Genomic DNA, 14,401 nt, shown 5'->3' on the forward strand with positions numbered 1-14,401 from the left:
GGCATCGCCATCGGCGCCGGCGGGTGCGGTTCAGGGGCGGGCGGAAGCGCGCTTCGTGCGCGCCGTCGCGGGCGCCGTCCACGGATCCTCCGGCCACGGGTGCTTCGGGTACCGCCCGCGCATCTCCTTGCGCACCTGCTGGTACGGCCCGTTCCAGAACGACTCGAGATCGTCGGTCACCGCGAGCGGCTTGCGGGCAGGGGAGAGCAGGTGGAAGAGCACCGGAACCCGCCCGTCGACGAGCCGGGGCGTGACGGCGAGGCCGAATAGCTCTTGAAGTTTCACTGCGACGACCGGCCGGCCCTCTTCGTCGCTGACATCGGGGTATGCAATGCGCGCGCTGCCGCCGGACGGCACGGGGAGTCGCTCGGGGGCGAGCTCGTCGAGGCGGGCGGCCTCGGGCCAGGGCAGGAGGCGACGCAATGCGGCGGCGAGGTCGAGGGAGCGGAGGCTCGCGCGACCTGAGAGCCGCGCGAGGTCGGGGCCGAGCCAATCATCGATCGAGGCGAGCAGCGCGGCGTCGTGCATGGCGGGCCAGGGCGCCCCGAGCTGAGCATGCACCAGCGCCATCCGTCCGCGCAGCGCCTTCGCCGCGTCCGACCAGGTCAGAGCTCCGAGCCCGTCGTCGCGCACGAGGCGCGCGATCGCGGGCGCGGAATCGGCCGGTGTCGCGGCGACGGGAGTCGAAGCGAGCAGGATCGCGCCGAGGCGCCGCTCCTCCCGCACCTGGACGCGGCCGTCGACGATCTGCGCCGATCGCTGCTCGGCGAGCAGGGACGCGCCGAAGTGCCGTGCATCGGCATCCGTGAGGGGAGCGGCGAGGCGGATCACCGCGCCGGTGCCGTCGGCAGCGCGACCGTCGGCGCGTTGCACCTCTCGCACGGCGATCCATTCCGAGCCGAGGAGGGGGCTCCCCTCGGGCAGTGCCGCGCGCGTCCCGCTCGCCAGCACGTACGCTCGGGAGCCGGATGCGACTCGCCGCGCGATCCACTCGGGCCGGGCGAGCGCCACGACGGGCCCTGGCGAGGCTCCGGCGTTGGAATGCTGCGTCGCCGTCGCCGTCGCCGTCGTGCCGGGCGCGCGGGTGTCGGCTGCGGCCTCGGAGGTCGTCTCGAACTCGGCATCGACGATCCTGCGCAGCCGTTGGGACTCTCGGCGCCACGTCGCCGCACCGGGGGAGCGCCCGGCGCGGAGCTCGCGCAGCACCCGTGCGAGGTCGGCCCCCGCATCGCGGTGATCTCCCGTCATGGCGGCGACGATCTCCGCCACTCGAGTCCGGTCTTCGAGGGCGGTGCTCCCGGAGAGCAGGGCTCGCGCTTCACGGGCGCCGATCGGGAGTTGAGCGACGCGCGCTCCGAGTGTCGTGATGCTGCCCGTGTCGTTGACGAGCTCAAGCGTGCGCAGTACGTGCTCCGCCTCACGCATCGCCGCAGCGGGCGGGCACGTCGGCAGGGCCAGGCCCTCACCACGAGGCGTGCCCCAGGCGGCGAGCACGAGTGCGGCGTCCGTGAGGTCGGCAGCCGCGATCTCAGGAGCGGCGTCGGCCGGCATGCGCGCGAAGTCGGACTCGGAGTAAGCGCGCACCGCGCGACCGGGTCCGAGGCGCGCCGCGCGACCGGCGCGCTGCACGACGCTCGAGCGGGATGCGCTCACCGTGACGAGCCCCGTCATGCTCCGAGCTCGATCCCGTCGAACCTCCCGCGAGAGACCGGCGTCCACGACGAGGCGCACCCCCGGCACGGTGAGCGAGCTCTCGGCGAGCGAGGTGCTCACGACGATGCGAGGAGGATCGCCGTGAAGCCGCCCGCGCACCGCGCGATCCTGCGCCCGAGGCTCCAATCGACCGTGCAGCGGCAGCACATCGACCGCCGAGGTCCCGTGTCCCGGCACTCGGGAGCGCAGCAGGCTGACGAGCTCATCGACCTCGCGGGCGCCGGGAACGAAAACGAGTGCATCGCACCCCTCTGAGCGCTGCGCTTCCGCTGCTACTCCCGCGAGATGCGCGAGGAACTCCCGGCTGACCCCTCGATCGTCGAGCCTCGGGCGGTCGAACGGGGCGTAGTCGACGCGCAGCGGGTGCAGCGCCGAGGGCACGTCCACGATCGGAGCCGGTGCCTCGTCGGAGCCGAGGAGGTCGGCGACACGACGCGCATCGAGCGTCGCCGACATCGCGACCACGATGAGATCATCGCGAAGCGCGCGGACCTCGGCCAGCATGCCGAGCAGCAGGTCGCCGTCGAGCGAGCGCTCATGCACCTCGTCGAGGATCACCGCGCCGACACCGGGGAGGTCCGGGTCCCGGAGCAGGCGGCGCAGCAGCACCCCGGGAGTGAGCGCCTCGATGCGGTGCGCGGGATCGAGCACGCGTTCACCGCGAACGGTGAACCCGATCGCGCGGCCGAGCGGGGAGCCGTCGAGCTGGGCGATCCGGGCCGCTGCCGCGCGCACTGCGACCCGTCGCGGTTGCGTGAGCAAGACCGTCGGGGCCCGGCCGCTCGACCGCGATGGGGCATCGCCGCCCGGAGACGTCTCGCTCAGCAGGTCTGCGACGAGCGGAGGCACGAAGGTGGTCTTCCCGGTGCCAGGGGGAGCCGTCACGACCGCGACGCCGCCGGCGAGAGCCGCCACGAGCGCTTCAGCCTCGTTCGCGACGACGAGCCCGGCGCCGATGGCGGCGAGATCGAAGCGATGGGGCATCCCTCCAGTGTAGAAGTGCGGTGCCCGGCTCTGCGCCGCGGCCGGTGCCGGCGCAGTTCGTGCTCGCGGTCGGCCGCCTCGGGTGCCGCGCGATGCCGCTCCCGGCAGACGTGGAGTCGTCGAGCGATACCCTGGAGGGATGAAGCAGAAGCCGGGCCGCGCGTCGCGGGAACCTCGGGAGAGCTCGCTCGCGAGCGGATGGACCGTCGCCGGGGAGCCGGCCGCAGCCGGTGATCCGGATGCAGTGCGCGGCGATCCGCCTCCTGGTGTCGGGGCGGATGCGACGGATGTGCAACGTGCGCCGTCGCGCGTCGGCGACGAGGGAGCGCGACCGCAGGCGCAGTCCGAGAGCGACGCGATCGACGCTGTCGTCGACGCCAATGCACCTGAGCGATCCCAGATCTCGAACGGCGCACTCGTCGTGCTGGGAGTCTTCGGCGGACTCTACTTGCTCTACACCTGGGGCTGGTTCATCGTGGCGCAGGCCTACTCCGAGAACAATTCGGTCACCGCTGCGGGGAGCGGCATCATCGGCGGCGTGCTGCAGCAGGTCGTCTTCTGGGCTGCGCCGTTCGCCGCGCCCCTCTGGTTCTTCACGGCGCTCGTCTTCGGGCGCGGAGGCCGCACCAAGCTCCTGACGATCCTGCTGCTCATCGGCGCCGTGGTGCTCGTACCGCTGCCGATGCTCATCGAGAGAGGCGTCTGAGGCATGGCGAAACTCATTTCCGCATGGTCGGCCGGGGTGCTGCTCGGGCTGCTCTACCTGTACGCGATCGTCGCGGGCATCGGCAACCTCGTCGGGGTCATGGGCATGAGCGCGGCGCTCGGCACGGGCCTCACCGGGTCGGGTCGCTTCTGGCTCGTCGTCGGCGTGGTGATGCCGGCGGTCGTCTTCGCGCTCGCGCTCCTGCTCGGAAGACGACGGGGAGCGGGCGCCAGGATCCTGCTGCTCGCCGCTGGCGTGGCGCTGGTCGCCGCCTGGCAGATCGACATCATGCACGTCGTGCCCGACTCGTCATATTTCGCGTAGCCGGGAGCAGCCGACCCCTGCGGGGCTAGACTGGTGCCCTGCGTGCGCTGCGCGTATTGTCCTCGTTTTCAACCCGAAGGATCTGCTTGATGTCTGCGCCGGTCGTGCTGATCGCCGAACAACTTTCGCCCGCAACCATCGCCGCTCTCGGCCCCGACTTCGAGGTGGTGCACGTCGACGGAACGGATCGCGATGCGCTGCGCTCGGCGCTCGGTTCCGCTGACGCGGTATTGGTCCGCTCCGCCACGCAGATCGATGCGGAGGCGCTCGGCTGGGCGCCGAAGCTCAAGGTCGTGGCCCGTGCCGGCGTCGGTCTCGACAACGTCGACATCAAGGCGGCCACCCAGGCCGGTGTGATGGTCGTCAACGCGCCGACGTCCAACATCATCAGCGCCGCCGAGTTGACGGTCGCGCACATCCTGGGTCTCGCGCGACACCTGCCCCGCGCGCACGCGTCGCTGTCAGCAGGCGAATGGAAGCGCTCGTCGTTCACCGGGATCGAGCTGTTCGAGAAGACCGTCGGCATCATCGGACTGGGACGCATCGGTGCGCTCATCGCCGACCGCCTGCGCGGTTTCGGCGTCGAGCTCATCGCGTACGACCCGTACATCACCGCGGCGCGCGCGCAGCAGCTGGGCGTGCAGCTCGTCTCGCTCGACGAGCTCGTCGGCCGCGCGGACTTCCTGACGATCCACATGCCCCGCACGCCGGAGACGCTCGGCATGATCGGCGCCGAGCAGTTGCGGGCCATGAAGCCCACCGCGTTCGTCATCAACGTCGCTCGCGGCGGCCTGATCGACGAGGACGCGCTCGCCGAGGCGCTCGCGTCGGGCGAGATCGCCGGCGCGGCGCTCGACGTCTTCGTGCAGGAGCCGCCCGCAGACACGCGTCTCACCGGGCTTCCGAACGTCAACGTGACGCCGCACCTCGGTGCGTCGACCGATGAGGCCCAGGAGAAGGCGGGCGTCTCGGTCGCGAAGTCGGTGCGCCTCGCCCTCGCCGGCGATCTCGTTCCCGACGCGGTGAATGTCGCGGGCGGCGCCATCGACGAGTACGTGCGCCCCGGCCTGCCGCTGACGGAGAAGCTCGGCCAGGTCTTCGCCGGTCTCGCGGACGGCGCGATCGCCTCGGTCGACATCGAGGTGCACGGCGAGCTCGCCGAGCACAACGTGCAGGCTCTGCGACTCGCCGGCCTGAAGGGGTTGTTCTCGAAGGTGGTCAGCGAGCCCGTCTCGTACGTCAACGCGCCACTGCTCGCGGAGCAGCGCAACATCGACGTTCGGTTCACCGTCGACTCGCTCTCGGAGAGCTACCGCAACGTGATCACCATCCGCGGCGCGCTCACCGACGGCACCTCCATCTCGGTTTCGGGCACACTGACGGGCCCGAAGCAGGTCGAGAAGATCGTCGAGATCAACGGATACGAGGTTGAGCTGCCGGTTCCGGAGCACCTCATCGTCTTCAGCTACGTCGACCGTCCCGGCATCGTCGCGACCTACGGCGGCGTGCTCGGCGAGGCCGGCGTGAACATCGCCGGTCTCCAGATCGCTCGCGATGAGAAGCGGGGCACCGCCCTGTCGGTGCTCTCGGTTGACGCGCCGGTCGAGGAGACGCTCATCGGCGCACTGCGCGGCGCGATCGGCGCCGAGCACATGCACACGATCGACATCGACGCCCTCTAGGCGCCGAACCACGAAGCCCCTTCCGCGATCTCGGCGGAGGGGGCTCCGTGCGTGCAGGATCCGCCCCGCCGCTACCGCCCGGCTCGGATCGCCGAGGCGACGGCGTCGATGTGCTGCAGCGCGGCTTCTTCAGCCGCAACCCGGTCGCCGGCCTCGATGGCGGCGAAGATGGTCGCATGCTCGACGTCGGAATCGAGCTGACGCGCCTGCGTGATGTTCAAGAACTCGGATTGCAGATCGAGCGAGCGCCGCATCGACGCGGTGATGCTGAGGAGCACCGAGTTGTGGCTCGCCTCAGCGATGAGGGTGTGGAAGTCGCGGTCGAGGCGCACCCATTCGTGCAGCGCCGTCGTCTCGAGCATGCGGCTGAGGAGTCTGCGCATCGCTTCGAGCTCGATCTCAGTGCGCCGCTGCGCCGCGTGGCCCGCGGTGGGCACCTCGACGTGGATACGCGCCTCCATGAGGTGGTCTGGGTCGAACCCGCCGAACTCGGACACGCCGGACGGAGTCTTCGAGACGACGTAGGTGCCGCTGCCGCTGCGGGTCTCGGTGAGCCCCAGCGTCGAGCACGCGTGGAGTGCCTCCCGCACGACGGATCGGCTCACGCCGAATTGCTTGGCGAGGGTCAGCTCTCCGGGCAGACGATCGCCGGGAACGACCGCATCGTTGTCGATGAGATCCCGGATCGCGCGGAACGCGGCCTCGGTCGCGCTGACGCGCTTGACGGGGGAATCCATGGGCGGGACCTTTCGGGAGCGCAACGCGGGCTCGCAGGTCGAGTGTCGGCGTCGGTGCGGATCTACTCGCACCAGAATATTGAGTTTTCGTCCGCTTCGGTAATCTGTCTGACAGCTCATCTGAGCGTGCGCCGCAGACCCGGATACCCTGCGTGCTGCCAGGCCCTCGGTGCTATCCTGTGAGAGCGGGCGTCTGCCCGTGTCAAAACGAAGAACCGAGCACGCCGATTGGCGGGCTGGTCTTCGGTGGTGGATCCCTCTGGTTCCGCGCGGAGCGGTGCGCAGGGTGGTCGTCTACTGAACATCAGCATCCGCGATCGACCGCAGCATACGCCGGCGCGATCCGGACTGTCCGTCGCGTGCTCTCGTGAGTAAGGAGAACCCGTGGAGGGTCCTGAAATCAAGTTCGCCGAAGCTGTGCTCGACAACGGCACATTCGGCAAGCGCACCATCCGATTCGAAACAGGCCGGCTCGCGCAGCAGGCCCAGGGCGCGGTCGCCGCGTACCTCGACGAGGAGACGATGCTCCTCTCGGCGACCAGCGCATCGAAGCAGCCGAAGGATCACTTCGACTTCTTCCCGCTGACCATCGACGTCGAAGAGCGCTCGTACGCCGCCGGCAAGATCCCCGGTTCGTTCTTCCGGCGCGAAGGCCGTCCCTCGACCGAGGCGATCCTCGTCTGCCGTCTCATCGACCGGCCCCTGCGCCCCTCCTTCGTGAGCGGTCTGCGCAACGAGGTCCAGGTCGTCATCACCGTGCTCTCGATCGCGCCCGGTGAGTTCTACGACGCGCTCGCGATCAACGCAGCTTCCGCGTCGACGCAGATCTCCGGTCTGCCGTTCTCCGGTCCCATCGCGGGCGTGCGTCTCGCACTCATCGGCGATCAGTGGGTCGCGTTCCCGACTGCCGAGCAGCTGAAGGACGCCGTCTTCGATCTCGTCGTGGCCGGCCGTGTCGTGACCGATGCCAACGGCAACGATGATGTCGCGATCATGATGGTCGAAGCAGAGGCCACCGAGCACAGCTGGGAGCTCATCCGCAGCGGCGCGAAGAAGCCGAACGAGGCAGTCGTCGCCGAGGGCCTCGATGCCGCGAAGCCGTTCATCGCGCAGCTCTGCAAGGCGCAGTCCGAGCTCGCCGCGCAGTCGGCGAAGGAGATCGCCGACTACCCGGTCTTCCTGCCGTACACCGATGAGGTGCTCGCGGCCGTCGACGCGCTCGCGCGCACCGAGCTCGCGCCGATCTACCAGATCGCCGACAAGCAGGAGCGCCAGGCCGCAGACGACGCGCTGAAGGCGCGCGTCAAGGAGGGCATCGCAGCGCAGGTTGAGGCCGGGACCCTTCCCGATTCGGCCAACGCGCAGGTCTCCGCCGCGTACAAGTCGGTCACGAAGGACATCGTGCGCAGCCGCGTGCTCACCGAGGGCGTCCGCATGGACGGCCGCGGAACGAGCGACATCCGTGCGCTCGACGCCGAGGTCCAGGTCATTCCTCGCGTGCACGGCTCCGCCATCTTCCAGCGCGGCGAGACCCAGATCCTGGGTGTCACCACGCTGAACATGCTCAAGATGGAGCAGCAGATCGACTCGCTGTCGCCGATCACGAGCAAGCGCTACCTGCACCATTACAACTTCCCGCCGTACTCGACCGGTGAGACCGGCCGCGTCGGTTCGCCGAAGCGTCGCGAGATCGGGCACGGCTTCCTCGCCGAGCGCGCGCTCGTACCGGTGCTGCCGAGCCGCGAGGAGTTCCCCTACGCGATTCGCCAGGTCTCAGAGGCGCTGAGCTCGAACGGTTCGACGTCGATGGGCTCGGTCTGCGCGTCGACCCTGTCGCTGCTGAACGCCGGCGTGCCGCTGCGCGCGCCCGTCGCCGGCATCGCGATGGGTCTCGTCTCCGACGAGGTCGACGGCGAGACGCGGTACGCAGCCCTCACCGACATCCTGGGCGCTGAGGATGCGCTCGGCGATATGGATTTCAAGGTCGCCGGTACCTCTGAGTTCATCACCGCTATTCAGCTCGACACCAAGCTCGACGGCCTGCCGGCATCGGTGCTGAAGGGCGCGCTGACTCAGGCTCATGAGGCCCGCCTCACGATCCTCGGCGTGCTGAACCAGGCGATCGACGTGCCCGACGAGATGGCGCCGACCGCGCCTCGCGTGATCACGGTGAACATTCCCGTCGACAAGATCGGCGAACTGATCGGGCCGAAGGGCAAGACGATCAACGGGATCCAGGATCAGACCGGCGCCGACATCTCGATCGATGACGACGGCACCGTCTACATCGGCGCGACCGACGGTCCGGCGGCGGAGGCTGCGCGCGCGCAGGTCAACGCCATCGCGAACCCGCAGAACCCCGAGGTCGGCGAGCAGTACCTCGGTACGGTCGTGAAGAACGCGGCGTTCGGCGCGTTCATCTCGCTGCTCCCGGGCAAGGACGGCCTGCTGCACATCTCCGAGGTGCGCAAGCTCGCCGGTGGGAAGCGCATCGAGAGCGTGGACGACGTGCTCTCGGTCGGTCAGAAGATCCTCGTGAAGATCACGAAGACCGACGATCGCGGCAAGCTCTCACTCGAGCCCGTGCTCGAGGAGCAGGCAGCTGAGGCTCCGGCCGAAGCCGCTGCCGAGGCTCCCGCAGCCGAGTAGTTCCGGCAGTGCGGCGGTCCGCCGCATTCAACGCCCGTCGTCCCGCATCGCGCGGGGCGGCGGGCGTTCTGCGTTGCGCGGCGCGGGGAATGCGGGCCGGCGGAGGAGGGCGGCCCACCGCGCGGGAAGCTCGGAGCGGCGAGGCCCTAGGCTGAGGGCATGCGCGAACCGATCCAACTGCCCCTCGATCAAGCCGAACTGACCGCGGATCTGGGAGGCGGGCTGGTTCGCCGCACCGTGCATCCGAGCGGGCTCCGCGTGCTGACGGAGCGCATGCCAGGGGCTCGAAGCGCTTCGATCGGGTTCTGGGTCGGCGTCGGCTCCCGCGACGAGCAGGCTGAACGAGCGGATGCGCCCGGCAGCCTGGGATCCACCCACTTCCTCGAGCATCTGCTCTTCAAGGGCACGCCGACTCGCGACGCGTTCTCCATCGCGACGGAGTTCGACCGCATCGGAGCCGAGCACAACGCGCTCACCGCGAAGGAGTACACCTGCTACTACGCGAAGGTGCGCGACGCCGACCTCGATGTCGCGGTCGACATGCTGAGCGACATGGTGGCGAATTCGACGCTCGATGCCGATGAGTTCGAGATCGAGCGCGGGGTGATCCTCGAAGAGCTCGCGATGGCGGCCGATGATCTCGCCGATGTCGCCAACGAGCGCTTCTTCGAAGCGGTGCTCGGCGAGCATCCGCTGGGCCGCCCCATCGGGGGCTGGCCCGACACGATCAAGGAGGCGCGACGCGTCGACGTCGACCGCCACTACCGCGATCGGTACGATCCATCGACCCTCGTCGTGACGGCGGCGGGCGCCGTCGATCACGACAGGCTCGTCGCTCAGGTGGTCGCGGCGCTGAATGCGTCACCGGAAGGGCGCTGGCACACCGACGGGAGCGCGACGCCCGTGCGGCGACGCCAGGTGATCGATGCGGCCCAGCCCGATCTCCCGACGCTGGAAGCGCCGACCCTCGACTCGGCGATGGCCCGCGAACCTCGCGTGCAGATCACCGAGCGCCCGTCAGAGCAGCTGAACCTGCTCATCGGCACGCACGGTTTCAGCGCCAACGACCCGCGTCGCTTCGCCTACGGGATCATGAACTCGGTGCTCGGCGGGGGCATGTCGAGTCGGTTGTTCCAAGAGATCCGCGAGAAGCGCGGGCTCGCGTACACGGCGTACTCCTTCGGTGCGAGCTACTCGGATTCAGGCCTCTTCGCGATGTACGCCGGTACCGCTCCGGAGAAGGCGGCCGACGTCGTCGAGCTCAGCCGGGTGGAGCTGCGCAAGCTCGCCGACGCCGAGATCTCGGGGGAGGAGCTCGAGCGGGCCCTCGGTCAGATCGCAGGATCGACGGCGCTCGCGCTCGAGGATTCCGACACCCGGATGGGTCGCCTGGCGCGCGCCGAGCTCGGCAGCGGGGAGCTCTTCGACCTCGACGCCTCGCTCGAGCGCTTCGCCGCAGTGACTCCGGAGGACATCCAGGAGGTCGCCGCCACGCTCGCCGCGCGCCCGCTCACCGTGGTCGCCGTCGGCGACGCATCGCGATCCTCGCTCGAATCCCGCGAGTGATCGGTGCCTCCGGCGAACGCTACCCTGGAGGAATGAAGAATCGTGTAGCGGTCTCCGGTGCGACCGGGCGGCTGGGACGACTCGTGTGCGAGGTCGTCGAGCAGCATCCGGACTTCGAGCTGGTCGCCCGGTTGCGCAGTACTTCCCGTCCCGAAGACGGGGCAGACGCGGATATCCTCGTCGACGTCAGCCGACCGGACGTCTCGCCGGCGATCGTCGATGCTGCGATCTCGCGAGGCCAGCAGGTGATCGTCGGCACCAGCGGCTGGTCCGCCGATCTGCTCGAAGCGCTCGAGTCGAGGCTCGCGGGGACGCCGGCGCGCGGCGTCATCGTCGTGCCGAATTTCTCGCTGGGATCCGTATTGGGCACCGCGCTCGCTCGTATCGCCGCGCCCTATTTCGACGCGGTGGAGGTGGTCGAAGCGCACCATCCCGGCAAAGTCGACTCGCCGAGCGGCACGGCCGTGCGCACCGCTGAGCTGATGGCGGAAGCGCGTCGCGGACGACCGGTCGATGCGCCGTTCGCGGAGCAGCCGGCCCGCGGGGAGCTCATTGCGGGCATCCCCGTGCACAGCCTGAGACTCGCCGGAGTGGTGGCCAAGCAGGAGGTGCGCTTCGGCGGGCCCGGAGAAGTGCTCACGGTGACGCACGACACCCACTCCAACGAGGCGTATCGCGCAGGGGTGCAGGCCGCCCTCGAAGCCATCGCCGATGCTCGCGGCCTCACGGTCGGGCTCGACGCCCTGCTCGGTCTGAGCGGTGCGGCAGCAGCCGGTGATGCGCGGTGAGTGCGCGCACGCGGGCCATCATCGGCGTCTCGATCATGAGCGCCGTGCTCGTGCTCTACTTCGTGTTCGTCGGCATTCGAGCGGTCGCGCTGCTCGGTTCTGGCGACGCGATCGCGATCATCATGGGTGTCGCGATGCTCGTGCTGCCGCTCATCGGTGCCTGGGCGCTGCTGCGCGAGATCCTCTTCGGCAGTCAGGCGACTCGCCTGGCCGATCGTCTTGAGGCGGAGGATGCGCTGCCGGAGGAGCCGGTCTCGGAGACGCCTTCGGGCAGACCGGATCGGGCGGACGCCGACGCGGCGTTCCCGAAGTACCGCGACGCGGTCCAGGCGGAGCCAGACTCGTGGCGGGCGTGGATGCGACTCGGAATCGTCTACGACGCGTGCGGAGACCGAAAGCGCGCTCGCGGTGCAATTCGACGAGCGATCGCCTGCGAACGGCAGGATCTTCGGGCATAGCCCCCATCGATTCGTGGTTTCCTCGCCGCGTGCATAGAATCAATGCCCGGGCCGCCACGACCGGAACTTTCTGGGTCGCTTCGACGCCCCAGTCTGGAAAGGTGACATGGCGAAGTACGACCTCAACGCTCCGGAGCCCGCGACACGGACACTCGACTCCGTCAGCGGCATCAGCAAGAAGGGTCTGCCGTCGGGCACGGTGGGCGTGCTCGGCGCTCTCGTAATCGGCTTGTCGGTGTGCGCCCCCGCATACACGCTCACCGCAGCGGTGGGCCCGGCGGCGAGCGAGGTCGGGTATCAGACGCCCGCCATCTTCTTGATGGGCTTCATCCCCATGCTGCTCGTCGCTCTCGGATACCGCGCATTGAATTCGGCGATGCCCGATTCGGGAACCTCGTTCACGTGGGCGACGCGCGCATTCGGCCCGTGGATCGGATGGATGGCGGGATGGGGACTCATCGCAGCCACCGTGCTGGTGCTGTCGAACCTCGCGGGAATCGCGGTCGAATTCCTGTTCCAGTCGATCAGCATCGCGATGGATGATCCGTCGATCGCCGACATCGCCGACAACAAGTTCATCAATATCGCGGTCTGCCTCGGGTTCATGGCCCTGGCGACGCTGATCTCCTACCGCGGGATGACCTCGACGAAGGTGTTCCAGTACATCACCGTGGTCTTCCAGATGGCGGTCATGGTGTGGTTCATCGTCGCCATGTTCGTCGGAGCGGGCGACCCCGCGAACCCCGAGGGCACGGTACCTCAGCTCTCCTGGTTCAACCCCTTCGAGGTCAGCAGCTTCAGTGCGTTCGCCGCGGGCATCGCGGTATCGATCTTCGTCTACTGGGGCTGGGACACGGTGCTCACGATGGGCGAGGAGACGAAGCCGTCGAAGGGCCGACTGTCCACTGAGAGCAAGGCGGCGATGATCCTGGTCGGGATCCTGGTCGTGCTCTACGTCGGCACCGCCACCGCCACCGTCGCATTCGCCGGCATCGGCGACGGACCCACAGGCCTCGGCAACTCGGCCATCGTGGAGAACGTCTTCGCCGCGCTCGCGCACCCGGTGATGGGTCCTGCCGCGATCCTGCTCTCGCTCGCCATTCTCGTGAGCGCGATGGCGTCGATCAACTCGACCGCTATCTCACCCGCCCGCACACTGCTCGCCATGGCGCATTACCGGGCACTGCCCGCCGCGATCAAGCGGGTGCACCCGAAGTACAAGTCGCCGCACGTCGCGCTCATGCTCTCGTCGATCGTGGCGTCCGTCTTCTACGCGGTGATGCGCTTCATCAGCGAGGACGTGCTGTGGGACACGATCACCGCACTCGGCATGATGGTGTGCTTCTACTACGGCATCACTGCGCTCGCGAGTCCCTGGTACTTCCGCAAGACTGCTGTGCGCGAGGGCGTCGGCTCGATCATCTCGAAGATCGTGCTCCCGGGGCTCGGCGGCGTGCTGCTGCTGATCGTGTTCGTCAAGACCACGATCGATGCGATGAGCCCGGACGCTGGATCGGGCAGCAACATCGCCGGCGTCGGCCTCGTCGGCATCATCGGCGTCGCGGTGCTCGGCATCGGCGTCGTGCTCATGCTCCTGCAGGCGAAGGCGTCACCCGAGTTCTTCCGCGGCCGCGTGCTCGCGCGCGTGGACGCATCGGAGGACACTTCGGCGATGCCGGTGTTCGACGACGGGCTCGGCTCGTAGCTCTCGGTTCGTGACGGTCGGCGAGGGGAGCCCAGCATTGTGCTGCGCTCCCGCTGACCGTCGCGTATGCTCAAGTCTCTGAGATCGGGTGGAGATGCGGGCGATAATCGGGGAGCTGTTCGAGCGGCAGAACGACCGCTCGCTCGCCACTGCGGCGTTTTTCGTCGCCGGCATGCTCTTCGCGCTCGCCAACTCGACCGTGTTCCTGCCTCCGGGGGACGAGCGACCCGATCTCGTCGCGGTCGCGATCGCCTGCCTCGCCGCCGCCGGCGGCGTGTTCGCGGCCGGCAGCCGGTTCTCCACGCGAGCAGCCGGGGTCCTCATGGCCCTCGTCTTCATCGTCGTGGTTCCCTCGGTGCTCCTCGCTCCCGAAGCGATCCGGTCGATCAATACCGGGCTGCTCTTCCTCCCGTTCTTCCTGTACCTCGTCTGGTTCCTGCCGATGTGGTTCGCGCGGCTGCTCGGGTACCCGTGGATCCTCCTGGTGGATGCGTTCATCCTGATGAGGTTCGGGCCGTCGATGCTCTCGGTGCTCGTCACGTTGACCGTGACGGGTCTGGTGCTCGGCGAGTTGATCGGACTGTTCAAACGACGACTCGAACGGGCGTCGGTGACCGATCCGCTCTGCGGCGTGTGGAACGCGACCGGGTTCCGCGCGCTGCTCGATCGCGCGGTCGCAGCCTCCTACCGCGGGGGGCGGCCCCTCGCGATGCTGTACGTCGATCTCGACGACTTCAAGCAGGTGAACGATCGCTACGGCCATTTCGAGGGCGATCGCGTGCTCCGGCAGTTCTCGCAGCACATGCGTGAGAACTGCCGCCCGCAAGACGTGTTCGCGCGGTTCGGCGGCGACGAGTTCGCACTGCTCCTCATCGATGCCGACGCGTCGCTCGCGCGGTCGATTGCCGAGCGGCTGCATCGCGAGCTCGACGCGGTCAAGTGGTCCTACGGCATCGCCGAGTGGGTGCCGGGGGAGTCGCCCGATGCCTTCATCTCGCGAGCCGACCTCGAAATGCTGGGGGCGAAACGGAATCGGAAAGGCGATGCCGAGCCGCACGGGAGCTCCGAGCACGAGCCGCGGTAGACTCT

11 protein-coding genes are annotated in these 14,401 nt (G+C 68.9%); 9 read left to right on the forward strand and 2 right to left on the reverse strand.

All coding sequences use genetic code 11. From position 1 onward, the window contains the following. Positions 1 to 30 precede the first annotated feature (30 nt). Positions 31 to 2,697, reverse strand: a complete 2,667-nt coding sequence (gene hrpB, locus WFH23_RS02500) for an ATP-dependent helicase HrpB (RefSeq protein ID WP_336661474.1) — start codon at positions 2,695 to 2,697, stop codon at positions 31 to 33. Positions 2,698 to 2,836: 139 nt separating this feature from the next. On the opposite strand from hrpB, the gene WFH23_RS02505 reads away from it, so the two are divergent. The 3 genes from WFH23_RS02505 (at position 2,837) to serA (ending at position 5,409) form a co-directional block, all read left to right on the forward strand. Beyond that, positions 2,837 to 3,403, forward strand: a complete 567-nt coding sequence (locus WFH23_RS02505) for a hypothetical protein (protein ID WP_336661475.1) — start codon at positions 2,837 to 2,839, stop codon at positions 3,401 to 3,403. A 3-nt stretch (positions 3,404 to 3,406) separates the two neighbouring features. Continuing rightward, complete coding sequence (locus WFH23_RS02510) at positions 3,407 to 3,727, forward strand: hypothetical protein (protein WP_090147818.1); 321 nt, start codon at positions 3,407 to 3,409, stop codon at positions 3,725 to 3,727. Positions 3,728 to 3,816: 89 nt separating this feature from the next. Then, on the forward strand, positions 3,817 to 5,409 hold the full coding sequence (gene serA / locus WFH23_RS02515) for a phosphoglycerate dehydrogenase (protein ID WP_336661476.1): 1,593 nt from the start codon (positions 3,817 to 3,819) through the stop codon (positions 5,407 to 5,409). A 71-nt stretch (positions 5,410 to 5,480) separates the two neighbouring features. On the opposite strand, the gene WFH23_RS02520 is transcribed toward serA, so the two are convergent. Further along, positions 5,481 to 6,146, reverse strand: coding sequence for a FadR/GntR family transcriptional regulator (locus WFH23_RS02520; RefSeq protein WP_211647944.1), 666 nt, complete (start codon positions 6,144 to 6,146; stop codon positions 5,481 to 5,483). 384 nt (positions 6,147 to 6,530) lie between these two features. On the opposite strand from WFH23_RS02520, the gene WFH23_RS02525 reads away from it, so the two are divergent. The 6 genes from WFH23_RS02525 to WFH23_RS02550 all read left to right on the forward strand — a co-directional run bounded on the left by WFH23_RS02525 (position 6,531) and on the right by WFH23_RS02550 (position 14,396). Further along, a complete protein-coding gene (locus WFH23_RS02525) occupies positions 6,531 to 8,795 on the forward strand; it encodes a polyribonucleotide nucleotidyltransferase (protein ID WP_090147825.1) in 2,265 nt (754 codons plus the stop codon). A 159-nt stretch (positions 8,796 to 8,954) separates the two neighbouring features. Beyond that, entirely contained in the window at positions 8,955 to 10,361 is a 1,407-nt protein-coding gene (locus tag WFH23_RS02530) for a M16 family metallopeptidase (protein ID WP_336661477.1), read from the forward strand. A 32-nt stretch (positions 10,362 to 10,393) separates the two neighbouring features. After that, a complete protein-coding gene (dapB, locus tag WFH23_RS02535) occupies positions 10,394 to 11,149 on the forward strand; it encodes a 4-hydroxy-tetrahydrodipicolinate reductase (RefSeq protein WP_336661478.1) in 756 nt (251 codons plus the stop codon). Then, positions 11,146 to 11,607, forward strand: coding sequence for a tetratricopeptide repeat protein (locus WFH23_RS02540; RefSeq protein WP_176698303.1), 462 nt, complete (start codon positions 11,146 to 11,148; stop codon positions 11,605 to 11,607). The genes dapB and WFH23_RS02540 overlap by 4 nt, the downstream gene beginning before the upstream one ends. 106 nt (positions 11,608 to 11,713) lie before the next feature. Then, a complete protein-coding gene (locus WFH23_RS02545) occupies positions 11,714 to 13,312 on the forward strand; it encodes an APC family permease (protein ID WP_090147831.1) in 1,599 nt (532 codons plus the stop codon). 94 nt (positions 13,313 to 13,406) lie between these two features. After that, complete coding sequence (locus WFH23_RS02550) at positions 13,407 to 14,396, forward strand: GGDEF domain-containing protein (RefSeq protein ID WP_336661479.1); 990 nt, start codon at positions 13,407 to 13,409, stop codon at positions 14,394 to 14,396. The last annotated feature ends 5 nt before the right edge of the window (positions 14,397 to 14,401 follow it).

The sequence above is a fragment of the Leucobacter sp. USHLN154 genome (assembly GCF_037145595.1).
Taxonomy (GTDB): Bacteria; Actinomycetota; Actinomycetes; order Actinomycetales; family Microbacteriaceae; genus Leucobacter; species Leucobacter alluvii.

Bases quoted from the DNA above. Each gene is read 5' to 3' on its own strand.
- hrpB (WP_336661474.1), bottom strand. From the start codon at position 2,697: ATGCCCCATCGCTTCGATCTCGCCGCCATCGGCGCCGGGCTCGTCGTC.
- serA (WP_336661476.1), top strand. From the start codon at position 3,817: ATGTCTGCGCCGGTCGTGCTGATCGCCGAACAACTTTCGCCCGCAACC.
- WFH23_RS02505 (WP_336661475.1), top strand. From the start codon at position 2,837: ATGAAGCAGAAGCCGGGCCGCGCGTCGCGGGAACCTCGGGAGAGCTCG.
- WFH23_RS02510 (WP_090147818.1), top strand. From the start codon at position 3,407: ATGGCGAAACTCATTTCCGCATGGTCGGCCGGGGTGCTGCTCGGGCTG.
- WFH23_RS02520 (WP_211647944.1), bottom strand. From the start codon at position 6,146: ATGGATTCCCCCGTCAAGCGCGTCAGCGCGACCGAGGCCGCGTTCCGC.
- WFH23_RS02530 (WP_336661477.1), top strand. From the start codon at position 8,955: ATGCGCGAACCGATCCAACTGCCCCTCGATCAAGCCGAACTGACCGCG.
- WFH23_RS02545 (WP_090147831.1), top strand. From the start codon at position 11,714: ATGGCGAAGTACGACCTCAACGCTCCGGAGCCCGCGACACGGACACTC.
- dapB (WP_336661478.1), top strand. From the start codon at position 10,394: ATGAAGAATCGTGTAGCGGTCTCCGGTGCGACCGGGCGGCTGGGACGA.
- WFH23_RS02550 (WP_336661479.1), top strand. From the start codon at position 13,407: ATGCGGGCGATAATCGGGGAGCTGTTCGAGCGGCAGAACGACCGCTCG.